At 35.5% G+C, this 23837-nt stretch carries 18 protein-coding genes; 15 read left to right on the top strand and 3 right to left on the bottom strand.

Annotated features, from left to right (window positions below; translation table 11 throughout):
- Positions 1–120: 120 nt before the first annotated feature.
- Together prfB and QWY86_RS02295 are read left to right on the top strand one after the other, a co-directional pair.
- A protein-coding gene (gene prfB / locus QWY86_RS02300; RefSeq protein ID WP_290238267.1) for a peptide chain release factor 2 occupies positions 121–1195 on the top strand; the annotation gives its coding sequence in 2 pieces (ribosomal slippage) (positions 121–180 and positions 182–1195; 1074 coding nt in all).
- A 10-nt stretch (positions 1196–1205) separates the two neighbouring features.
- Complete coding sequence (locus tag QWY86_RS02295) at positions 1206–2117, top strand: alpha/beta hydrolase (RefSeq protein ID WP_290238264.1); 912 nt, start codon at positions 1206–1208, stop codon at positions 2115–2117.
- Between the two features lie 279 nt (positions 2118–2396).
- Here the strand turns inward: QWY86_RS02295 and QWY86_RS02290 are convergent, their stop codons facing one another.
- Together QWY86_RS02290 and QWY86_RS02285 are read right to left on the bottom strand one after the other, a co-directional pair.
- Entirely contained in the window at positions 2397–3497 is a 1101-nt protein-coding gene (locus tag QWY86_RS02290; RefSeq protein WP_290238262.1) for a glycoside hydrolase family 18 protein, read from the bottom strand.
- A gap of 16 nt (positions 3498–3513) precedes the next feature.
- Entirely contained in the window at positions 3514–4389 is an 876-nt protein-coding gene (locus tag QWY86_RS02285; protein ID WP_290238260.1) for a transglutaminase-like domain-containing protein, read from the bottom strand.
- A 43-nt stretch (positions 4390–4432) separates the two neighbouring features.
- Here QWY86_RS02285 and QWY86_RS02280 point away from each other — a divergent pair, with 43 nt between their 5' ends.
- From QWY86_RS02280 to QWY86_RS02255, 6 genes are all read left to right on the top strand, one after another.
- The gene (locus tag QWY86_RS02280) at positions 4433–5221 is read left to right on the top strand and encodes an O-methyltransferase (protein ID WP_290238258.1); all 789 of its coding nucleotides are present in this window, start codon (positions 4433–4435) and stop codon (positions 5219–5221) included.
- 5 nt (positions 5222–5226) lie between these two features.
- The gene (locus tag QWY86_RS02275; protein WP_290238256.1) at positions 5227–5883 is read left to right on the top strand and encodes a DUF1345 domain-containing protein; all 657 of its coding nucleotides are present in this window, start codon (positions 5227–5229) and stop codon (positions 5881–5883) included.
- Between the two features lie 599 nt (positions 5884–6482).
- Positions 6483–6851: a BlaI/MecI/CopY family transcriptional regulator gene (locus QWY86_RS02270; RefSeq protein WP_290238248.1), complete on the top strand. Its 369-nt coding sequence runs from the start codon at positions 6483–6485 to the stop codon at positions 6849–6851.
- On the top strand, positions 6848–8515 hold the full coding sequence (locus QWY86_RS02265; RefSeq protein ID WP_290238246.1) for an N-acetylmuramoyl-L-alanine amidase: 1668 nt from the start codon (positions 6848–6850) through the stop codon (positions 8513–8515). Before QWY86_RS02270 ends, QWY86_RS02265 begins: the two co-directional genes overlap by 4 nt.
- A gap of 124 nt (positions 8516–8639) precedes the next feature.
- Positions 8640–10424, top strand: a complete 1785-nt coding sequence (locus tag QWY86_RS02260) for a M56 family metallopeptidase (protein WP_290238244.1) — start codon at positions 8640–8642, stop codon at positions 10422–10424.
- 27 nt (positions 10425–10451) lie between these two features.
- Positions 10452–12824 carry a TonB-dependent receptor domain-containing protein gene (locus QWY86_RS02255; protein WP_290238242.1) on the top strand — a complete coding sequence of 791 codons (2373 nt, stop codon included), beginning with the start codon at positions 10452–10454 and terminating at the stop codon, positions 12822–12824.
- 94 nt (positions 12825–12918) lie between these two features.
- Here the strand turns inward: QWY86_RS02255 and QWY86_RS02250 are convergent, their stop codons facing one another.
- Complete coding sequence (locus tag QWY86_RS02250) at positions 12919–14046, bottom strand: BamA/TamA family outer membrane protein (protein ID WP_290238240.1); 1128 nt, start codon at positions 14044–14046, stop codon at positions 12919–12921.
- A gap of 289 nt (positions 14047–14335) precedes the next feature.
- Between QWY86_RS02250 and QWY86_RS02245 the strand changes: the two genes are divergently transcribed.
- The 7 genes from QWY86_RS02245 (at position 14336) to QWY86_RS02215 (ending at position 23796) form a co-directional block, all read left to right on the top strand.
- Positions 14336–15316, top strand: a complete 981-nt coding sequence (locus QWY86_RS02245; RefSeq protein WP_290238237.1) for a deoxyhypusine synthase family protein — start codon at positions 14336–14338, stop codon at positions 15314–15316.
- Between the two features lie 253 nt (positions 15317–15569).
- Positions 15570–16874, top strand: coding sequence for a c-type cytochrome (locus QWY86_RS02240; RefSeq protein WP_290238234.1), 1305 nt, complete (start codon positions 15570–15572; stop codon positions 16872–16874).
- 47 nt (positions 16875–16921) lie between these two features.
- Positions 16922–19942, top strand: a complete 3021-nt coding sequence (locus tag QWY86_RS02235) for a TAT-variant-translocated molybdopterin oxidoreductase (RefSeq protein WP_290238232.1) — start codon at positions 16922–16924, stop codon at positions 19940–19942.
- A gap of 26 nt (positions 19943–19968) precedes the next feature.
- A complete protein-coding gene (gene nrfD, locus QWY86_RS02230; RefSeq protein ID WP_290238230.1) occupies positions 19969–21441 on the top strand; it encodes an NrfD/PsrC family molybdoenzyme membrane anchor subunit in 1473 nt (490 codons plus the stop codon).
- A gap of 2 nt (positions 21442–21443) precedes the next feature.
- Positions 21444–21980: a DUF3341 domain-containing protein gene (locus QWY86_RS02225; RefSeq protein ID WP_231465771.1), complete on the top strand. Its 537-nt coding sequence runs from the start codon at positions 21444–21446 to the stop codon at positions 21978–21980.
- Positions 21973–22557 (top strand): c-type cytochrome, encoded by a 585-nt coding sequence (locus tag QWY86_RS02220; protein ID WP_353958887.1) that lies wholly within the window; start codon positions 21973–21975, stop codon positions 22555–22557. Before QWY86_RS02225 ends, QWY86_RS02220 begins: the two co-directional genes overlap by 8 nt.
- A gap of 15 nt (positions 22558–22572) precedes the next feature.
- Positions 22573–23796, top strand: coding sequence for a quinol:cytochrome C oxidoreductase (locus tag QWY86_RS02215; RefSeq protein WP_290238224.1), 1224 nt, complete (start codon positions 22573–22575; stop codon positions 23794–23796).
- Positions 23797–23837 lie beyond the last annotated feature (41 nt).

Genomic DNA, 23837 nt, shown 5'->3' with positions numbered 1-23837 from the left:
GTTAATAAGATTGCTTCGTGCCTCGCAATGTCGTTACAGCTCCTTACATTTCAAAGAGTATAAATAATGAATTCGCTTATTTTCACCTTAACTAATAAGCTAATTTATATATTTGCCAATATGACTAAAGAACAAATTCAGGATTTAAGAGACAGAATAACGTCTCTGAGGAGGCATCTTTGACGTTGATGAATTGCTCTACGCTATTCGCGAAGAAGAAAAATTAACAATGGCCCCCGATTTTTGGGATGAGCCAAAAAAGGCAGAAAAAATTCTTGCAGAAATCAGTTCAAAGAAAAAATGGACAGATGGTTTTGAAAATGCTAATAGTGCGGTTGAAGATGCAGCTGTTATGTTTGATTTTTTTCAATCCGGAGATGCTACAGAAGCCGAATTGGAAGAACTTTTCGAAAACAGCAAACAAATCGTTTCTGATTTGGAACTGAAAAACATGCTGCGCACTAAAGAAGATCAGCTATCGGCAGTAATGCAAATTACAGCTGGTGCGGGCGGTACAGAAAGTTGCGACTGGGCATACATGCTCATGCGTATGTACATGATGTGGGGTGAAAAAAATGGTTACAAGATAACTGAACAGGATAGTCAGGAGGGTGATGTAGCAGGAATAAAATCAGTCACGCTACAGTTCGATGGAGAATTTTCCTATGGTTATCTGAAAGGCGAAAATGGTGTTCATCGTTTAGTTAGAATTTCTCCATTTGACTCGAATGCCCGCAGACATACCTCATTTGCATCGGTTTATGTTTACCCATTAATTGATGAAACGATAGACATTAATATCAATCCTGCCGATGTTGAATTTGAAACTTTTAGAGCGGGTGGTGCTGGTGGTCAAAACGTGAACAAGGTTGAAACCGCAGTACGCTTATATCACAAACCTTCTGGTATTATTATTAAAAATCAGGAGTCAAGATCGCAATTACAGAATAAGGAAAATGCCTTGCGTTTATTAAAATCTCAACTTTACGAGATTGAGCAACGCAAACGTAATGAAGAAATTGCCGCGATAGAAGGTTCGAAAAAGAAGATTGAGTGGGGCTCGCAAATACGCAGTTATGTTCTGGATGATAGAAGGGTGAAAGACCATCGAACGAATTATCAAACTTCAAATCCCGATGCAGTATTAAATGGTGATATTGATGGCTTTTTGAAAGCCTATTTAATGGAATTTTAAATCTTTCCAAATGAAAAAAGTGTCCTTTTTATTTATTTTAAGTGTATTGTTGATGTTAAATTTAAATGCACAGGAAGTAATTCCGTTATATAATGGAAGCGTTCCAGGGTCAAAAGTTTCTGCAACATATAACGAAGTAATACAAAAGGGAACTGATGGTATATCCAGAATTGGCAAAGTTACGAAACCCACTTTAACAGTTTTTGAAGCCCCTGCTGAAAAGGCAACGGGTACTGCTGTAATTATATGTCCGGGTGGTGGATACGGTATTTTGGCAATAGATCATGAAGGTTATAATGTTGCTAAAAGATTTAACGAAATTGGGGTAACCGCATTTGTGCTAAAATATCGCCTTCCAAGTGATGAAATAATGGTTGATAAAACCTATGCACTTCTACAGGATGTTGAGCAGGCAATTTATCTAACCAGAAACAATGCGAAGAAGTATAATATAAAAAACAATAAAATTGGAATAATGGGCTTCTCAGCGGGCGGTCATTTGGCTTCTACATTGCTGGCTCATTATAACGATGTTAAAATTGAAAATAAAGAAAAAGTTACTCTTCGTCCTGATTTTGCAGTTTTGGTTTACCCTGTTATAAGTTTTGAAGAATCTGTACATACCGGAACCATGAAGAATTTATTAGGAAAGGAGCCAAAAGATGAACTAAAACATTATTTTTCTGCAAATCAGAACGTAAACAAAAAGACACCACCAACATTTCTTGTTCATGCGAAAGACGATAAATCAGTTCCTGTGGCGAATAGTATTTTATTAAATGAAGCTTTAAAAAAAAATGGTGTTAAAACAGATTTGTATTTATACGAACAAGGCGGCCATGGCTTTGGCTTAAAAAACAAAACTTCTGATGTAGATTGGTTTGTGCTAATGGGTGATTGGATGAGAAAAGAAAAGTTTTAAGTTTTAAAAGAGAATCAGAAAATTATGGGTTCTTCACATTTGGCAAGGTTTAGTCCCGCTAAACGCTGTAGCCCTCATTGCATTTCGGGGCTGCCGCTTATATCGGGTTTACCAATTTATGGTTCTGTAACCCAAAACTTAAAAGAAAAGCATTGCAATTGCAATTTAGCCCCGGTTGTAGCATTACCCTGCAGCGAGGAATGTAATGACGAAGCGAAGCGTAAAAGCGAAAAACGGGAAGAAACTTACGAAAATTGTACTGTTTTTGCGCTGCAGAAACTAAGGTTTTATCGCCTTATCAATTTCATCCAACAAGCCTTCGGAGTAAGAATCTTCGGTAAGTTCCCAAAACATAATGCCATTAAGTTTTTGCTTTATAACATATTCTGTTTTAAAAGCAATCGACTTAGCATCATCAAAAGTTACGAGTTGCTTACTTTGGGCATTGTAATAATATGGTGCTTTAGCAACATCATCCCAGTAATATTTATAACCTTTTGCTTCTGTAAATTCAGTTTTAAAAGATTTTGATGCAATACCTTTCAGGAATTTAGTTGGCTGATATAAGCCATTATTTTCGTCGGTTGTATTTTGAAATACACGAGCGTAAAATGCAGCACCTAAAGCAATTTTATTCGCTGGTACGCCATAAGCAAGCATTGCTTTAATACCAAAGTCTGCCGAAAGTTGCTGCTGTTGAGGCGTAGAATATAAAGGCGTATGGTGACCGCTTGTGGTTGAGTAACCGCTTACCAAATCGTAGCTCATTAAATTAACGCGGTTAACTAAAGGCATTACTTTATCCCATTCAAAGCAAGAATCAATACAATTTTTTGTTCCGCCTGCGGCGAAACTAATTTCTGCTTTTTTGCCAAGGCTTTTGCGTAATTCTCTAACCAGTTCAGTAAAATTTTGCTTATCTGCTTCTTGGTATTTGTGTCCTGGGTGACCAACAACTGCCGGATATTCCCAATCTAAGTCAATACCATCCGCTTTGAAAAAAGCCAATAATGACTTTGTAGTTTTAGCAAAGGTTTTCCTCCCATCAGCTCTGCTGAAAACTTCAGAACAAGGTGCACAACCGCCCCAACCGCCTAGAGCAATCATTATTTTCAAATCAGGATTTCGCTTTTTTAAGCCAACCATTTTCGAAATAAGCGCCGAATCTTTTGCAGAATGAATATTAATGCTGTCGCCTTTTAAGTGCGCAAAACTGTAGATTAGGTGGCTAATTTTCTCAATGGGAAAGCTATCTATGACGGTGCCGTTGCCTGTGTAATATGCAATAACATTTGGCTTAACTTTTTTTTGAGCATTAAGATTCGAAACAAAAAAAATGCAAATAATAATTGTTAGAACTGGTTTTATCTTATTTATCATTTGCATTGGAATTAAATTATTCTGGTTTATTTTCGTCTTTTATAATACTTTGTAGCTGGTTCAACTCTGCAACTTTTTCGGTTGCGCCTGCATTTTCATATGCTGATATTAAATTTCTAATTACCCTTCTAATAATATCTGCGTTACTACAAGGACGATAATATTCTGGCATCGATTCCAAATTTAACTGGCGTAAAAACTGCTCAACATCGTGTTTTCCAAAAATGTTACCACGATTAAAGGCATTTATATAAAATAGTACGCCGTATTCAGTGCTTTCCTGTTTGCTTTCATCAATATATCCTAAAATAAAATGCTGTGGAAGATTGATGCCGTATATCGGTAAATCTAGTTTTTGGGCTATTGTTGAATAAATTATAGCTAAAGAAATTTGATTACCTTTTTTACTTTCCAATACCTGATTAAGGTAAGAATTTTGAGGGTCATGGTGGTTTTTGGTGTTTCCGCCAAAGCCATATTGTTGATACAAAACATGATTTATTAGCTTCACTTTTTCTACAGAACTCATTTCGTACTGTAAGCCAAGCCAAATTTCTCGCTTAATTTCTTCTAGTTGGATAATTACTTTTTGCTCATCTAAATCAGGATATTGGTAACGGTTTATGATTAATGCGCCATGCAATAAATCAAATGCACCACTTAAATACCATAAATTTAAATCTTCTTTTACGGTATTAAATTGTATTTGATGAACGATGTTTTCAATTCTTTCTTGCATTAGGCCGTCGAAAGCCTGTTCCCATGCATTTTCCAGAAAATGAATAACTTCTCCACCGTACTCTAAAAGTTTCTTTTCTACATGATGATAGACTTCTTCATCCGGATCATCGAGTAATTTTACTAAAGCGCTTATCTCTGCGTTATTTTCCATAAAACATACATTGGTTTGCGGCGTTTAATTACTTTTGCAATATATGATAATTCAATTTATTTCAGATTATTTAAAGCACCGTTTGACGGCTAAAACCCGACACGGAACACATTCACCATTCGTTTATAAGTTAGCCGACGAGGTAATTTACGATTTTAGCAGCAAATCCGAATACAAAAATATAGAAGCACAGCGAAAAAAACTTTTTAATGACGATTCTGAAATAACGGTTACAGACCTCGGTGCAGGTTCTCATTTAAATAAAAATCGCACAAAAAAAGTTAGCCAGATTGCAAAAAATGCACTTAAAAGTCCGCGTTTAGCACAGTTAATTTACCGCCTTGCAAAAAATGCAAAACCTAAAACTGCGATAGAATTGGGAACTTGCTTAGGAATTACTTCGGCCTATTTGGCAAAGACTAATTCTGAAACTCAAATTATTACAATAGAAGGTTGCCCGGAAACAGCAGGAGTGGCCAATAAAAATTTTAAGGATTTAAGCATAAGCAATGTTGAATTACATGTTGGTAATTTCGATTTACTTTTGCCTGATATTATTGCAAAGCAGCCTACATTGGATTTTGTTTACATAGATGGCAACCATAGAAAAGAGGCCACGCTGAATTATTTTAAATGGTGTTTACCAAAGATTACAGAAGACTCGCTTCTTATTTTTGATGATATTTACTGGAGCAAAGGCATGAAAGAAGCTTGGAATGAAATTAAAAACCATCCTGATGTTACCGTCACTGTAGATTTATTTTGGATTGGCTTGGTTTATTTCAAGAAAGGACAAGCGAAAGAGCACTTCAAATTAAAATTTAACCAATAGCACAGATGGAAACTGAACCAAAGTTAACTGGTATCCAAAAAAGGTCAGCATTATATATTTTATTGCTGAGTTTGGTAGTTGGATTGGGGGCATATTTTGGTTCGCTTTTGATGCAAATGGATGGCCTAACACATATTATGTTGGGTTGGGATGTGTTTTGTGTGATTTTAATTTCGCTTCATTGGTATATGTTTTTTAATACCTCTGTTTCAGAAACACACTTGAAGGCGAAAAAACAAGATGAAACTCGTGGCGAAATCTTTGCAATTGTACTGGTTTCTACATTTGCCGGAATGTTGGCAGTTGTATTGTTGTTGTTAAATCAAAACATAAAAACACTGGATTTGGTGATTGCAATTTCGGGCATGTTTCTTTCCTGGGCATTGGTTCACACCACTTTTGCCATGCGCTATGCTCATTTATTTTATGGTGATAATAAAACCAAGAAAGGTGGCCTGGAATTTCCAAATGATGAAGCTCCAGATTTTATCGATTTTGCTTATTTCTCTTTCGTCATCGGTATGACCTTTCAGGTTTCTGATGTTGAGATTTCTTCGCGAAACATCCGCAGACTTGCTTTATTGCACAGTATTATTTCTTTTATTTTTAATACAGTGATTGTTGCGCTAACAATTAATGCACTTGCAGGCTTGAGTAAGTGAGGTTTAAGGTTATAAGTATTGTTGCTTTAATGCCGCTTGTACGTTTTTTAAATAAGTATTAGTCGTCATTTCTACCCTGGTTGCGAAATCTTTTAACATTGTTTTACTACTTTAAATGATTTCTCGGCTTCGCCCGAAATGACGGTTGCATTAATTATATAGCCTAACTATTTCTATAGTTTGCTATTCCTTCATATTTAGAAGGTGGTTAATTTCTATAATATCATTGCTTATAATCAAGATTTAGATAAACTTCTCCATTAAAACCACCCCAAACCCCTCCTTTAAACTAAGTAGGGGAGTTGTGCAGTGCTAGGTTAAATTTGCATGAGCTATTATTGAGTGTCCATTACCTCATGATTCTACTTCTCGCTAAACAGTCCGTTAACCCTAAACCCGACAACAGCGGCAGCCCCGAGTTTTTTCTACGAGGGCTACAGCGAATGGCGGGACTTCAGCCAACCAAGAATTACTAAACTTTCATTTTTAAATTAATTTATTTTATTGATATTTAGATACTTGTGCTTAAAAACTGAATTTTAAGTTAAATAACTTAATTTATAGTTGTATAACTGATAAATAAGTTATAAGTTTGAGTTATGGAAGAATTAACCAAAACGGAAGAACGTATTATGCAGGTTTTATGGAAACTGCAGAAAGGATTTGTTAAAGATATTATTGATGAATTGGATGATGAACCAAAGCCTCCTTACAACACAATTTCATCGATAGTTAGGTTATTGGAAAAGAAAGGCTATGTAAATTATAAGGCTTACGGAAAAACTTACGAATACTTCCCGGCGATTAGCAAAGACGAATATGCAAAAACATCGTTTTCTAAAATATTCTCAGGTTATTTCGATAATTCGCCTGCAAGTTTATTGTCGTTTATGGTTAAGGAAGAAAGGCTAAGTGAAAAGGATATAGAAGAAATTAAAAAGATTATTAACGAAAACAGTAAACCATGATTTTAATATATCTGTTAAAGGTTTCAGCCTGCATCGCTATTTTCTTTGCGGCCTACAAGTTATTGCTGAGCAAGCTTACGTTTTTTAAGCTGAACCGAATTTATCTGCTCACTACACTTTTCATAAGTTTCGTAATTCCTGTACTAACTATTGAGCATAAAAAAGAGGTTATTGTTCATCAAACTGCTTCTGAGCAAAAGATAGTCTACAGTAATGATAATGCATTTGAGAAAGATTTTGTCGGCGCTGAATCTGGTATCGATAACATAAATTGGTTGCAGGTTTTAGAGTATTCCTACTATTTCATTATAGCGGTTCTGCTAATTAGAAATATATTTTTGATGGGGTACATACAACGTATTCTGAAGAAGTTTACGGTTTCGAAAAAGGCATCAATCATTTTAGTTCAGCCAAATTCAAAGATTAAAAACTGCTCTTTTTTTAATAAGATAATTATCGATTCTTCTTTACCCGATGTTGAACGGGAATTGGTGATTAAGCATGAATCTGTACATGTAAATCAGGTGCATGTAATTGATAAACTGATTATTAATGCAGTTGCTTGCGTACTATGGCTTAATCCGATTATTTATTTCTGGCGAAACGAAATTTATACTAACCATGAGTTTTTGGCTGATGAAGAAACCGTTGAAATGACTGATAAAAGTAGTTATGCTAAGTTGCTTCTGCAATTAGCAATGCCATCGAACAATTTAATTAACAGTTTTAGTAAGCTTCCATTAAAGAAAAGAATTATGATGATGTACAAAAAACCAAACTCAAAGTTGCAAAGGCTTACTTATCTGATTGCCATTCCGGTGATATCGATTTGCTGTTTGGCTTTTGTAAATCAGAAAGAGATTATTACCACGAAAGTAATTACTAAACAAGCTGATATAAAAAAAGATAACGGTTTGGTTAACACAAAAACTTTGATTTTACCCAATACCAATGCCTTGATTAATTTGGATGCAAATATTATTAAGAATGATACTGCCGAATTAGCCAATCAAAATTTTCTTAGCCATGTTATGGATAACAATTTAGGTTTAGATGCAGCCAGAGAAAAGCTTGGTATTAACGCTGAGATTAAAAAACTTGCTTTGGGTAATGATTTGGTTTTGGTAATTGATGCTGGTCATGGTGGGCAGGATGGTGCTTCGAAAAGTGAATCGGGAATAAGAGAAAAAGACCTTAATTTAAAAGCTGCTCAAATTTTAAGAGAAGAAGCTGATAAAAGAAATATTAAAGTAGTTTTAACCAGGGATAGAGATAAATTTATTCCGTTGAGGGATAGATTACCGAAGGAAACTGCAACTGCTTTTATTTCAATTCATCATAACAGTATGCCAAAGGCAGGTATGAAAATACCTTTTGAAGGTATAGAGATCTTTGTTTCGAAATTAAATCCAAATATAAAATATGCTGAACGCTTTGGCTCCAATGTTCTGCAAAGTTTAAATAAACTTAGTGGCATTGAAGTACGCGATTCTTTAAAAAATGCAAACTTGCTGGTTTTAAGAGAATCGAAAGTTCCGGCGTTGGTTGTAGAACTTGGAAATATTAGCAGTGAAAAAAGTTTGGCATACGTTAGTGATGAAGCAAATTTAAGAAGAATAAGCAATTTGATATTAGACGGTTTTGTGAAATTTTCGAAATCTTAATTTAAAGTGTATGGAACTGTTAATCTACCTTATAAAAGTAAGTGCTTGCATAGCTTTGTTTTTCGCGTTCTATTTATTGGTTTTAAGAAAACTTACCTTTTTTAAATCGAATCGCTTTTATTTATTGGGCACTTTGGTTTTAAGTTTTATTATCCCTGCGTTGCAGTTTAATTTAGAAAAAGAGATTGAAGTTCAACAAGTAATACAGCCAACACCAATCGCTACAAATGTTTCAAACAAGATAAATAACGAAACAGTTGATATTCAATTTGTTCAGGCAAATCGACCAGAATCTAACTTGTTATCAGGCTTACCTTATGTTTATTGTATTATTGCTTTTGCGATACTATCCTTTGGCCTATTCCATCTTTATAAAATAATTCGACAAGCTGCAAGTGTATCGTTGGATAATAACGGACTGAAAGTTATTTACAAAACTGGTGGCTTCACTAACTGTTCTTTTTTTAAATATGTTTTTATTGATAACGAAAACCTGACAGAGTCAGAAATATGTGTTTTGCTTAAGCATGAAGCTGTTCATGCTAATCAATACCACTCTATAGATAAAATCCTGATGATAATCTGCAAGGCATTTTTATGGTTTAATCCTATAATTTATCTTTTTGATAAAGAACTGGAGCAAACTCATGAATACGAAGCAGACTTACTAACATCAGCACTTTGTGGTAGTGAGCGCTATGCATCACTATTATTAAAACTAGCAATATCTAAAAGTGAAATGCCGCTGGCTCATAATTTTGTTAAAAGCCCGGTAAAAGAGAGAATAAAAATGTTGTTTAATTCCAAATCTAAAGAAATGAAAAAATTAATTTATTTGTTGGCATTGCCAATCGTGTTCTGTTTAGTTTGGGTATTTGCGGTTCAAGTAGTTTATGCACAAACCAAACAAAATACCACAGTTGATATACAGCCAGCTGCTGAAATAGGAGAAATTATTAAAGGTAAAGTTGTTAAGGTTGAGAAAATTTCAGTAGGTGTTTTTTTTGAACTTTCTGCAAATGGGAAAACTTATCCTATTGAAGCGAATAGTTTTAGTAACAGAATTAAGATTGGCGATCAAGTAGTAGTCTACATATCTAGTACTATCAACAAATTAGTGGTAGCTGATAAAAAAGGAAGAGTCATTAGAAAATTAGATTATCCTGTCTACATGCTCTCAAAAATTACTGATTTTGATGGTAAAGTGATTTTCGAAAGTAAATCAGAGAAACATGCTTTTGGCTATGAGGTTAATAAGGCTCGCTTTGCTACATCGAAAATCAAATCAATTAAAAAAAACAGCAATGGTACATTAAATAAGATTGTATTAAATGATGGGACTTTTACAATCAACTTCGATTTGAATGGTCAAAACATGAAGCAGGATAAATTTAAAATAGGGGATGAAGTTGTGGTAAAATTTATTGGTGAAAAAACAATTGCAAAAAATGAATACTCGAGTAGTAAGCTAATTGTAATGTATGCTCAGTCAAAAAAATATGAACTAAAAAATGAGGCTTTATTTAATAGGTTTTACCAGAAGGATGGAAGACAGAAAGTTGCAGCTATTAAGTTGCAAAGTAAGAGTGAATCTTCTCGTGTAAATAATTTAAAACAAGAAGACTTGGAAATCGAAGGAATAAGGTATTCTGCAGAAGATTCTGTTCGTTTTAGTAAAGATAAATCTGTGATATTATTGTTTGGGCAAGCAAAATTAACTTTTAAAGACCTTGTTCTTGATGCTGATGAAATTACTTTTAACCAAAAAGATAATACGGGATTAGCGAAAAACCTTGTTTTAACAAATAAATCTGGCACAAAAATTAAAGGTTCAAATGCAAAATTTAATTTAAATGGGAATGTAGAAATTTGGCAAAATGTTGGCGAAAATGTTATTGTAGAACCATAAGCCTTTGATACAAATTAAGATTTCCTAATGCACAGAATTTTAGTTTTGTTATTACTTTTTGTTATTCCCTTAAAAGCTAATGCTCAATATAAAATTGTTGGTCAACTCAGTTTTGGAGACAGAAACTTAACTGAGTTTACGGTTAAACTGATTGGTACAAAAACAAATAGGCTAACGCAAAGCGATAGTACTGGTAAATATGTTTTCCAAAATTTAGCTTCAGGGCCATATACCCTCGAAATTTCCTCAATTCAATCAGAAAAACTAAAAATATCATTTCTTTTAAAGGCAGATACGCTTATTACATCTGCAATTATATCTGTTTCAAATAATCTGCAAGAAATTCAAATTGATGCTAAAAAAAGACTAATTGAGAAAAAAGTTGATCGTACAATTTATAATGCAGAAAATAGTATTGCATCCATTGGTACGGATGCTTTAGAATTATTAACAAAGGTGCCCGGTGTTAGGGTAATGAATGATAAAGTTTCTTTGGTTGGAAAGGGGGGTGTTAATGTAATGGTTAACGACAAGCTGATTCAACTTTCTGATGATGAACTTTCAAATTACCTAAAATCTATCTCATCAGATAATATTTCTAAAGTTGAGGTGATTACAAATCCTCCTGCAAGATATGATGCGCAAGGGAATAACGGGCTTATAAACATTGTTCTAAAGAAAAATAATGCCGAAGGTTTTAGAGGTTCAGGAAATATAAACTACATCCAGGCGAGTCATCCAACATTCGCTACAGGAGGAAACCTCAGTTTTAAAAAGGATAAGATTTTAATTTATACTAATTTCAATATTCGGGAAGGTTCTTTGGTTCCTTATGAGCAAAGCAATGTTTTTTATCCCGTTCAAACGTGGAATATTATAAATAAGGATAGAAATTTCAGAACTGTTCCAAGCGCACAACTTGGTGTAGATTATCAATTAACAAAAAAGACTGTAATTGGGTTTTCTTACAGCGGCGGTTCGACTAATTTTTACTCAATTGAAAACATAAAAACTACAATCTTCAACTCTATCGGAGATATCGATTCCATTCTTAATTCTGATGCAAATGCTAAAATCAAATCAAATTATAATACAGCTAGTTTTTACTTAAAACACAATTTAGATTCAAATGGTAAGCAATTTCTGGTCACAGCAGATTGGTTTAAATACATTGATGATAAAAACCGGTTTTTTAATAATACAAGTTACTCTGGCAACGGCCAGAACATTGCAAATTCTCTTGCCGAATATTTATCAGAGAGTAATCAAAACGTAAATCTATATACACTTAAGGCTGATGTAGATTTACCTTACAAAGCTTTTGTTCTGTCTTTAGGCGCAAAAATCAGCTTTATTAAAAATGAGAGTGGTTTGGCATTTTACAAAAAATTAGATAATATCTACCAGTCAGACTTAAATCAACTCAATCAATTCGAATACCAAGAAAGTACCCAGGCGCTTTACGTAAACTTCAGTAAAAAAACTAAAAAGTTCGACTTTCAATTTGGCCTAAGGGGAGAATATACACAACTAAACGGCATATCTTTTAACCAAAACAATCGTAACCAATATTTTCAGCTTTTCCCTACAGGCTTTATAACTTACAAGCTTAACGAAAACAGCGTGTTTTCAGCTAATTATGGTCGTCGCATTAACCGACCGGCATACAAAAAATTAAATCCATTTCGATGGTATAGCAATCAGTTTGTATATGCTGAAGGAAATCCTTTTCTCCAGCCATCCTACAGTAACAATGTAGAATTATCGCATACCTACAAAGGCGTGCTCATTTCAACTTTATCTTTAAATAAAATAACCGATGGCTACAACGACGTGAATTTTGTTGATGAAAACGCTACTTCGCAAGTTTTAAAACCTGTTAATTTTATTAAAGGTTACAATTATCAGCTTAGTAATTCAATAGTTATAAATGATTTGAAATGGTTGCAGAGTGTAAACCAAATTGATTTGTTTTACAATTTATCTAAATCGAATCTTCCTCAAACAATTAGTAATTTAAGTGGCTTTGGCGCTTATTTTTCTACATCAAATCAGTTTACCCTCAATAAGAAAAGAACTTTTTATGGAGATGTTAATTTCTGGTATCAGTTTCCAACTGTTGATGGATTGAACAAGAACAAAGCTCAATCCAATATGGATTTGGGTTCAAAAACTTTAATGTGGAATAGAAAATTGCAAATAGCAGTTAATTTTACTGATGTTTTGAAAACAAATAAATTCCGCTACAGTAGCGTAATTAATAATATTGTTCAAACTTATAATAACTATTACGATAATCGGCAGCTTCGCTTAAGTGTGCGCTACAATTTTGGGAATGAGAAAATTAAGCAAACTGAACGAAAGGCAGGAAATGAAGAGGAGCGGAGTAGAAGTAATTGATAGGAGATGGAAGAGGTGAGATGGTGATGGAAAATGGAAGATGGCAATTAGACGATTTGCCCATCATCCATCTTCCATAGAACATCATTCATCTCTAAAACGCTTCAGCAATGCTGATGTAAAATCCATTCTGGCGTTTTTCATTCATTCTTTTTTCGCCAATTCCATAATCTAGGCGAACGCTAATGCCTTTTTCTGGGTCGAAGAAATACCTGAAACCACCACCATAGTTTGGCTTAAATGATTTCGCAGAGAAATCATCAAATCCCCAAACCGTTCCTGTACCACCAAAAACTGTTGCACCAAAGCGGCTACTGTAACGATAACGCAACTCTGCCTGGAAAGCCAGCAAGTTTTTATCGCGATACCTTCCCCCGTAATATCCACGCATCATTTCATCGTTACCAATTTGCGGCAATAAGTAAATAGGTGTGTTATTGCCAATTACCGTGTTATATAAACCTTGAACGCCAACAGCAAAACTTTTGTTTAATCGCCAGAAGTTTCTTGCATCAATTTTTATCTGGCTTCCAGTGAAATTACCTGCTGAGAAAATATCAGGCGCATATTGGTAAGTTCCTCTGATAAAGAAACCTTTGGTTGTATAATTATTGTTATTTCTGGAGTCGTAGCTTTGCGAAACGCCTAAGTATAAAACACTCCCTGTTCTATTGCTGTAGTATGGATTTGAATTAAAAATGCCATCTGCAACCACATCTTTATACTCATAATTTTCAAAGCCTAATGAAATTCCGGTATATGCTTTTGGCAGCAGTTGTTTTTCAGCCTGTAATAAAACCTTTATTTGTTGTTGAATCAACTTGTCTTCGTTTAGCTCTTGAGTATTATTTCCAACGCCATAAAAGTTAAAAGGCATGCGTTTAAAACGTAACTCGCCGATGTAATGAAGTTTATTTCCCTTTCCCCAAATGTCTATCAATGAACTCATGTTGTATGCTTTCAAGGTAGAATAGTTTAAGTTAAGTGTTAATGATGATGGACGATTTGTGGTATCTAATCTATCTGCATAAAAACCTACAATAGCACCTACGCCAAACTGAAAACCAGTTTCCTGAGCGTAACCAAAAGATGGAATAGGTAAGAAACTGGCTTTACGTAAAGTGTCTTTTTCGTTAGAAAGCAATTTCTTAATCAACTTCATTTGAGCAAATGAACTTCCGGATAGGCATATAAATAACAGGAGGAAATAAATTTTTTTCATTGCCGCAAATTAACAGATTTTTTATTGAAGATTTATTTGACGATTGTTTTATGACGATTGTAAGGTTTTTGTTAATAGGAGCTGCAACCAAGCCATTTAAACCGGATTGGAGGGGAAAGCGCCCGATTTTTCTTTGGGCCTTGTACCAAAAAGCCGGACTGTTGTAAGCGATGAGAATTGACTTTGCTTTCCAAATCATCATCATGCATCTTAATTGTAACCAATACTTACATAAGTTTTATCGTTTCGGGCTAAATGCCTATTTTTGCCGCAACAAATAAAAAAAAAGATGAGCAATACAAGAGGACCAATATCTCAGTTCATGGAGCGCAATTACCTCCATTTTAATGCTGCAGCAATGATGGATGCTGCCAAAGGCTATGAAACGCATTTGGATGAAGGCGGTAAAATGATGATAACTTTAGCTGGTGCAATGAGTACAGCTGAGTTGGGTATTTCGCTTGCAGAAATGATTCGTCAGGATAAAGTGGCGATTATTTCTTGTACAGGTGCAAACCTAGAAGAGGATATTATGAATCTGGTTGCGCATTCACATTATAAACGCGTACCAAATTACAGAGATTTAAGTCCGCAGGATGAGTGGGATTTATTAGAAAACCATTACAATCGCGTTACCGATACTTGTATTCCAGAAGAGGAAGCTTTCCGCAGATTACAAAAGCATATTCAAAAAATTTGGATGGATGCTGAACAAGCAGGCGAAAGATATTTTCCGCATGAGTTTATGTACAAAATGCTTTTAAGCGGAGATTTGGAGCAGTATTATGAAATCGATCCAAAAAATTCTTGGATGTTAGCAGCTGCTGAAAAGAATTTGCCAATTGTTGTACCAGGATGGGAAGATTCTACGATGGGTAATATTTTTGCATCATATGTGATGAAAAACGAATTAACTGCTACAACTGTAAAAGGTGGTATTGAATATATGGGTTGGTTAGCCGATTGGTATATTGCAAACAGCGGAGGTAAAGGAATTGGTTTCTTCCAGATTGGCGGTGGTATTGCCGGCGATTTCCCGATTTGCGTTGTACCTATGCTTTATCAGGATATGGAAATGGAAAACATTCCGTTCTGGAGCTATTTCTGTCAGATATCAGATTCAACAACTTCTTACGGTTCATATTCTGGTGCTGTGCCGAACGAAAAAATTACATGGGGTAAATTAGATATTCATACGCCTAAATTTATTGTAGAGAGCGACGCAACAATAGTTGCGCCTTTAATGTTTGCCTGGATATTAAAACAATAACAATAAAACTTAATAAAACCAAACAGGTTTGCATATGCCCATTGGAGAAGAACTTCTAAAATGGGCATTTTTATTGATTGGTTGACTTGAAATGGCATTTGTTTAGAATGATTATAAATTGTATTTCAAGTCAGTATTATGTCATGGGATTTATTAATAAGTTATACTTTTGTTCAAGTTTTGATGGAGCTACTTCAGTTTAAACATCAATTTCACAACAAAAAATAAATTAAATAAGTATAAAGTGTTCATTATGAGAGATATCTCGATGATTTTAAAAGGCGTTTGGAAATCGTTATTCGTATTTTCAGCCATTTCCGTAATAGCGGTTTCTACCGTTAAAGCGCAAGATGCTGCAAATGGAAGAACGCTTTTCAAGGCTAAATGTACAGCATGTCACGCGTTAGATGCGAAAATGATTGGTCCTGCCTTAACTGGTGTAAGCGATCGTCACTCTGAAGAATTCCTATTAAAATGGATTCCAAATTCGCAAGGCATGATAGCTTCAGGAGATCCTGATGCTGTTAAGCTTTTCAACGAAAATGGTAAAATTGCAATGACTTCTTTCCCGGAATTAGATGAGGAAAAAGTAAAAGACATTTTAGCATACATTAAAGAAGGTGAGCCAAAAGCTAAAGGTGATGCTGCTGGTGCAGGAGCTGCTAATGCTGCGAAAGATGATACAACTTCAGGTTTATCAATCGCTGGTATTGTTGCCATTGTTGCAGTTGCTATTGTTATTTTAGTGATTTTAGGTCGTGCATCTAAGTTATTAGAGCGCTTAATTTTACAGAAACAAGGCATTGAGATTGAAGAGGATGTGCCATTAAAAGTTGGTGTTCGTAAAATGTTTAAGAACAAGAAATTTGTGATGTTCTTCATTTTATGTTTAATCATTGCTTTAGGTTCATGGGGTTGGATGGGTATGTGGAATACTGGTGTTCACACAGGTTACCAACCAGTACAGCCAATTAAATTCTCTCACGAATTACACGCAGGTATCAATCAAATCGATTGTCAATATTGCCACAACGGTGCATTCAAATCTAAAAATGCAACTATCCCATCATTAAACGTTTGTATGAACTGCCACAAAGCAGTACAGGCAAGAGATAATTATGATGGTGATATTTCTCCTGAGATTAAGAAAATTTACAATGCTTTAGGTTACGATCCTGAAACTCAGAAATACGATAAGAGTAAAGAAAAACCAATGGAGTGGGTGCGTGTGCACAACTTACCAGATTTTGCCTACTTCAACCACTCTCAGCACGTAGTTGTTGCTGAAGATGCGATTCGTAAAGCAAAAGGATTACAGCCAACTGAGCCAGTATGTTTTGCATGTCACGGTCCGGTTAATACTATGGAAGAACTTTATCAATATTCTCCATTAACCATGAAATGGTGTATTAACTGCCATAAAGAAACAGATATTTCTGGTCAGAAAAACAATGCTTTCTACGCAAAGGTTATCGAAGCGCATGAGAAAATTAAAAAAGGCGAGAAAGTTACACCAGCGTTATTGGGTGGTTTAGAGTGTGGTAAATGCCACTATTAATTGTAGAGTTTAGTAAGAACGTTCGAATAAACAGTAATATAGCTTAAATGGAAAGCAACAAAAAATACTGGAAAGGCTTAGAGGAGTATAAAAATACACCCGATTTTGTTAAGAATAACAAAAACGAATTTGCCGAGCCACTTCCAATAGAAGATGTTTTAAATGAAGCAGGGTTAAGTACCGTTACCCCACGCCGCGACTTTTTAAAGGCGTTAGGTTTTGGTTTAGGTGCAGTTACTTTAGCAGCATGTCAAACAGCCCCGATTCATAAATCTATTCCTTACTTGGTAAAACCAGAAGAGGTTACACCAGGTATTCCTAACTATTATACTTCGAGCTTTAACGGCCAGAGTATTTTAGTAAAAACAAGAGAAGGTCGTCCAATTAAAATTGAACCAAATCCAAATGCGGGTCAGTTTCACGTTGGTACAGATGCAAGAGCACAGGCTTCAGTTTTAGATTTATATGATGTATCTAAATTGAAAGCACCTGTTCTTAAAAACGAAGAAACTACATGGGCTAAATTGGATAGCTTTGTTAAAGGTGAGTTAGCGAAAGCACAAGCTGGTGGTAAGAAAATCCGCATTGTGGCTTCTACAGTTAACAGTCCTTCTACAAATGCGGTTTTAGCACAATTTATAACAAAATACCCTGCAGCTAAATTGGTTCAGTATGATGCTGTTTCTTATACAGGTATCATTCAGGCCAATCAAAATAGCTTTGGTAAAGCAGTTTTACCAAAATACAATTTCGATAAAGCAGATTTAATTGTAAGTTTTAGTGCCGATTTCTTAGGTACATGGATTAGCGGTGAAGAATTTACTGCTCAATATACAGCTAACCGTAACTATAAATCATTAGAAGGCAAAAAAATGAGCCGCCACATTCAATTTGAAAGTGGAATGAGCTTAACAGGTACAAATGCAGATACGCGTGTTCCTGTAAAATTATCAGAAGAAGGTCCGGCTTTAATTGCTTTATATAATGCAATCACTGGTCAATCTTTACCTGGTGGAACTTTAGGCAATAATGCAACTGCTGATAAAGTGATTAAGTTAGCAGCCAAAGAATTAGTTCAAAGTAAAGGTAAAGGACTTGTTGTTTGTGGTTCCAATGATGTTTCAACTCAAATATTAGTAAATGCTATTAACGCCGCAATCGGAAGTTATGGTACTACTATCGATTTAGATAATCCTTGTTTCTTATACGCAGGTAACGATGCTGAATTTAATGGCTTGGTTGCTGAAATGGGTCGTGGTGAAGTAGGTGCTGTATTATTCTTAAACAGTAACCCTGCTTACGATTACGTAGATGCTAAGAAATTTGAATCAGCTTTAAAAAGCGTTCCTGCTAAAATCTCTTTCGCAGATAGAGCAGATGAAACCGCTTCTTTATGTGATGCAATTGCAATTAACCATAACTATTTAGAATCATGGGGTGATGCAAATGCTTACGAAGGTTATTACTCTATCGTTCAACCTACAATTAACCCTGTTTTCAACAGTCGTCAGGCAGAAGAAAGCTTATTAACATGGGCTGATGCACCAGTTAAAGATTACTATCAGTTTGTTCGTAGTAACTGGGAAACTAAAATGCTACCTGCAATTGGTTTAAAATGGTCTGAAGTTTTAGAAAAAGGTGTAGTAACTGTAGCACCAAAACCTGCTTCAGCTTATTCATTTTCTCAATCTTTAGCTCAGGTTGCTACTTCAATTGTAAGCAGCAGCAAAAATTTAACTAAGGATGTTCAGCTACAGGTTTACGAAAACATTCCAATGAGGGATGGTAAAAATGCAAACAATGCATTCTTACAAGAATTACCTGATCCGGTTTCAAAAGTAACCTGGGATAACTACGTTGCCCTTGCGCCTAAATTTGCAGAATCGTTAAATGTTAAAGAATTTGATGTTGTAACCGTAAAAGGCAGCAATGGTTATTCAGTTGATTTGCCAGTTCTTATCCAGCCAGGACAAGCACAAGGTACAGCTTCAATCGCATTAGGTTATGGCCGTACTAAAGTTGGTAAAGCCGGTAACGATGTTGGTAAAAATGCATTTCCGTTTGTAACTTATGTAAATGGTACAATGCAATATGCTACAACAGTAACCATTACACCAACAGGCGGTTTTTATGAATTAGCACAAACACAAACGCACCACTCTTTCGAAGGTCGTGCAGTAATAAAAGAAGCTACGTTTAAAGAATACTTAAAAGATGCTTCTGCTGGTAACCATAAAGGCGACCACAAAAACTACGATCTTTGGGATGAATATGAAAAACCAGGGAACAACTGGGTTATGGCAATCGATTTGAATGCTTGTACAGGTTGCGGTTCTTGTGTAGTCGCTTGTAACGTAGAAAATAATATCCCTGTTGTAGGTCGTGATGAGGTTCGTCGTCGTCGTGAAATGCACTGGATTCGTATCGACCGTTATTACAGCTACGAAACACCAACTGGTGATGTTACTAAAGAAAAGGAAATTGCTAAGTTAGAAGACTTGGATCACGTTTCAGTTGTTCACCAACCAATGTTGTGTCAACACTGTGACCATGCTCCATGCGAGACTGTATGTCCGGTACTGGCAACGGTACACTCATCAGATGGTTTAAACCAAATGGCTTATAACCGTTGTGTAGGTACCCGTTATTGTGCAAACAACTGTCCGTATAAAGTACGTCGTTTCAACTGGTTCAACTACTGGAATGATTCACGTTTCGATAACTATTTAAATAACGAGTTTACTCAATTGGTTTTAAATCCTGATGTAACGACACGTTCTCGTGGTGTTATGGAAAAATGCTCGATGTGTGTTCAACGTATCCAAGCAGGTAAATTGCAAGCTAAAATTGAAAAACGTCCATTAAAAGATGGCGATATTAAAATGGCTTGTCAGGAAGCTTGTTCAGCAAATGCTATCATTTTTGGTGATGCGAACGATCCTAATTCAGAAGTTTCAAAAGCTTTACGTTCTGAGCGTATCTACTACGTATTAGAAGAAATCAACGTGAAACCTGGTATCGGATATATGACAAAAATTAGAAATACAGATACAACAGTACAAGCGTAAGCTTTAGTATAAAGAAAATACAAATTATGTCAGGACATAACGAATCAATACTTAGAGAACCATTAATTACCGGCGATAATATCACGTACGCAAAAATTACGGATGATATTTTAATGCCGGTAGAAAACAAGCCGAACAAAGCTTGGTGGATTGGTTTCATCGTTTCAGCATTGGGTGCATTACTTTGGGTAGTAGCTGTTAGTTACACTTTTTGGAATGGTATCGGTGCATGGGGCTTAAATAAAACAGTTGGATGGGCATGGGATATCACCGGTTTCGTATGGTGGGTAGGTATTGGTCACGCCGGAACACTTATTTCGGCAGTACTATTACTTTTCCGTCAAAACTGGCGTAACTCAATCAACCGTTCTGCAGAGGCGATGACAATCTTTGCCGTAATCTGCGCCGCTACTTATGTAGTATCACACATGGGCCGTCCATGGTTAGCTTATTGGGTTTTACCTTTACCAAATCAGTTTGGCTCACTTTGGGTGAACTTTAACTCACCTTTGGTATGGGATATGTTTGCAATCTCAACTTATTTCTCTGTATCATTATTATTCTGGTACACAGGTTTATTACCAGATATTGCAACTATTCGCGACCGTGCAGTAGGTACTCGTAAAAAAATCTATTCTATTTTCTCTTTCGGCTGGTCTGGAAGTGTTAAAACCTGGCAACGTTTTGAGGCTGTATCTTTAATCTTAGCAGGTATATCTACACCACTAGTACTTTCGGTACACACAATTGTATCAATGGACTTTGCAACTTCAGTAATTCCGGGATGGCACACCACTATTTTCCCTCCTTATTTCGTTGCTGGTGCGATTTTCTCAGGCTTCGCGATGGTATTAACCTTATTATTGGTTGCCCGTAAAGTTTTAGGTTTAGAGAACTACATCACTATGTTCCACATTGAGTCGATGAATAAAATCATCATCTTAACGGGTTCAATCGTGGGTGTTGCTTACTTAACTGAGTTCTTCATTGCATGGTATTCAGGTTCTGAATATGAGCAATATGCTTTCATCAACAGATCTACTGGTCCATACTGGTGGTCGTACTGGATGATGATGACTTGTAACGTAATCTCGCCACAGTTGTTATGGTTCAAAAAGATTCGTTTAAGCATTAAAGCAACCTGGATCTTATCAATCGTTGTAAACGTAGGTATGTGGTTTGAGCGTTTCGTAATTATCGTTACTTCATTACACCGCGATTATATACCATCGAGTTGGGCAATGTTCTATCCAACTTGGGTTGATATCAGTGTATTCGTAGGTTCAATCGGACTATTCTTTACTTTATTCTTATTATTCTTAAGAGTATTACCATCTATCGCTATTGCAGAGGTTAAATTATTATTGAAAACTGCAAGTGAGCAAGCTAAGATGAAACAGATTAAAGAAGGTCATGAGAATAAAGAATATGTAGCTGAATACATAGAATCTTTAGAGAAATTTGATAGTGTTAAACAAGAAGATTACGCAAAAATATAACAATGAGTGATATCAAATATATTTTAGGCAGCTTTGGCGACCCTGATGAGATGATGCATGGCATCGAGAAACTTCAGGAAAATAACATCAGCATTTATGATGTTTACACTCCAATGCCTATACACGGAATAGAAGCCAAATTAGGAATTCAAAGATCGAGAATCGATATCGCAGCATTTTGCTTTGGTATTACTGGAACTTGCGCAGCTTTTGCTTTAATTTATTTTTGTGCAGTTATCGATTGGAAAGTAAATATCGGTGGTAAACCATCATTTGCATTACCGGATTTTATTCCGATAATGTTCGAATTAACAGTATTGTTCTGTGCTTTCGGTATGGTTTTAACTTATTACGCATCAACCCACTTATTTCCTGGCCGTTCACCAAGAGTAATGGATTTACGTGCTACTGATGATCGTTTTGTGATTGCAATTGATGCTCACGAAAATGCATCGCACACTGTAATTGATGGTTTATTAAAAGATGCAGGTGCTTTAGAAGTAAAGTATAATGAAAGGAAGTACATTAGCTATGAATAAGAATAAATTTGTTTATGCCGCGTTTTTAGCTATCGCTTTTGCAGCTACTTTTTCGGCTTGTAAAGATAAACGCAGTACAGGGTTAGAATATGCCCGTAACATGTATGATCCGATTGCTTACAACCCGGATCAGCCAAATAAAAACTTTAAGGATGGTAAAACAGCACAATTGCCACCTGCAAATACTAAACCAGTTGGTTTTACAGAGTACGATGAGTTTCCTAATACTTTAGAAGGATATAACGAAGCCGGAGCTAAAATGGTTAACCCATTAGTTGCAGATAGTACAACCCTTGCAGAAGGTAAACATTCATTTGTTGTTTTCTGTGCTCCATGTCACGGTGAAAAGGGGGATGGACAAGGTCACTTAGTTAAAATTGAAAAATTCAACGGTGTTCCTGCTTATCAAACTGGTGCTTCATCAAGAGGTGGTAACATGGCAGATTTAACTGCTGGTAAAATCTACCACACTATCACCTATGGTGTAAATAACATGGGCTCGCATGCTTCACAAATCACACCAACAGATCGTTGGAAGGTTGTGTTGTATGTTCAACAATTACAAAAAGGACAATAAGTAAAGCAGATATAAATGGGAACTCACAATATTAATTTTAGTGAACAATTTGAGTTTACAGGAAAAGTAAAAACTTTAAGTATGGTTGGTATAGCCTTAGGTGTACTTGCTATTGCTTACGGTTTCTTAGCTGGTGATAAAGTTATGCACGAGCGTACTTTTGCCAACCTGTTACTTATGGGATATTACTTTGCATGCGTTTGTATGTCGGGTATGTTTTTCCTTGCTGTTCAATTTGTTGCTCAGGCAGGATGGTCTGCTTCAATTTTACGTGTACCACAAGCGATGGCTAAAACGTTGCCTATCGCTGCAGTAATTCTTATTGTAATTATTTCTGCAGGTTTATACACACATAATTTATACCACCACTGGAATGCAGACGGTTTAACTGATCCAAATAGCCCTAATTACGATGCGCTAATTGCTGGTAAATCAGTATTCTTAAATGTACCCTTCTTCTTGGGTCGTCAGGTAGTGTTTTTGGGAGTTTATAGCATCTTCGCAATGATGTTTGTTAAATATTCTTACAATGAAGATTTGGCAGGTGGTTTAAATTCTTACAGAAAGAGTTTTAAAAATGCTTGTATCTTTTTAGTAATTTATGGTTTTACAACGCCAATTTTTGCTTTCGATACAATCATGTCATTAGAGGCACACTGGTTCTCAACAATGTTTGGTTGGTATAACTTCGCAGCAATGTGGGTAAGCAGTTTAGCAACTATCGCAATTATCTTAATCTTATTAAGAAGAGCTGGTTATATGCAGTGGGTTAATAACAGCCACTTACATAACTTAGGCCAGTTTATTTTCGGTTTCTCTATCTTCTGGACTTATGTATGGTTCGCACAGTTTTTATTAATTTACTATGCAAACATGCCTGAGGAAACTGTTTATTTCTACAAAAGATTTGAATATTACAAGTTCTGGTTTTTCCTTAACCTTGCAATGAACTTCCTTGCTCCGGTTTTATTATTAATGGACAGAGACAATAAGAGAACAGATGTTAAGTTATTATTTGTTTCAATCGTAGTATTACTTGGTCACTGGGTAGATTATTACCAAATGATTATGCCAGGTGCTGTGGAAGATGGACACAACGGATTTGGTATTGTTGAAATCGGTACTGCAATTGGTTTCGTTGGATTATTTACCTTTACGGTTTTAAGTAACTTAAGCAAGAAACCATTAATTGCAAAGAATCACCCTTTATTACAAGAAAGCTTACATCATCAGCTTTAGTTGATGTTTATAATAGCGAATATTTAATTATTATATAGAAG

Origin of the sequence: Pedobacter aquatilis (genome assembly GCF_030409415.1) — a bacterium.
GTDB lineage: Bacteria > Bacteroidota > Bacteroidia > Sphingobacteriales > Sphingobacteriaceae > Pedobacter > Pedobacter aquatilis.
The sequence above is the reverse complement of the archived record's forward strand: the minus strand, read 5'-3'. Positions and strand labels throughout refer to the sequence as shown.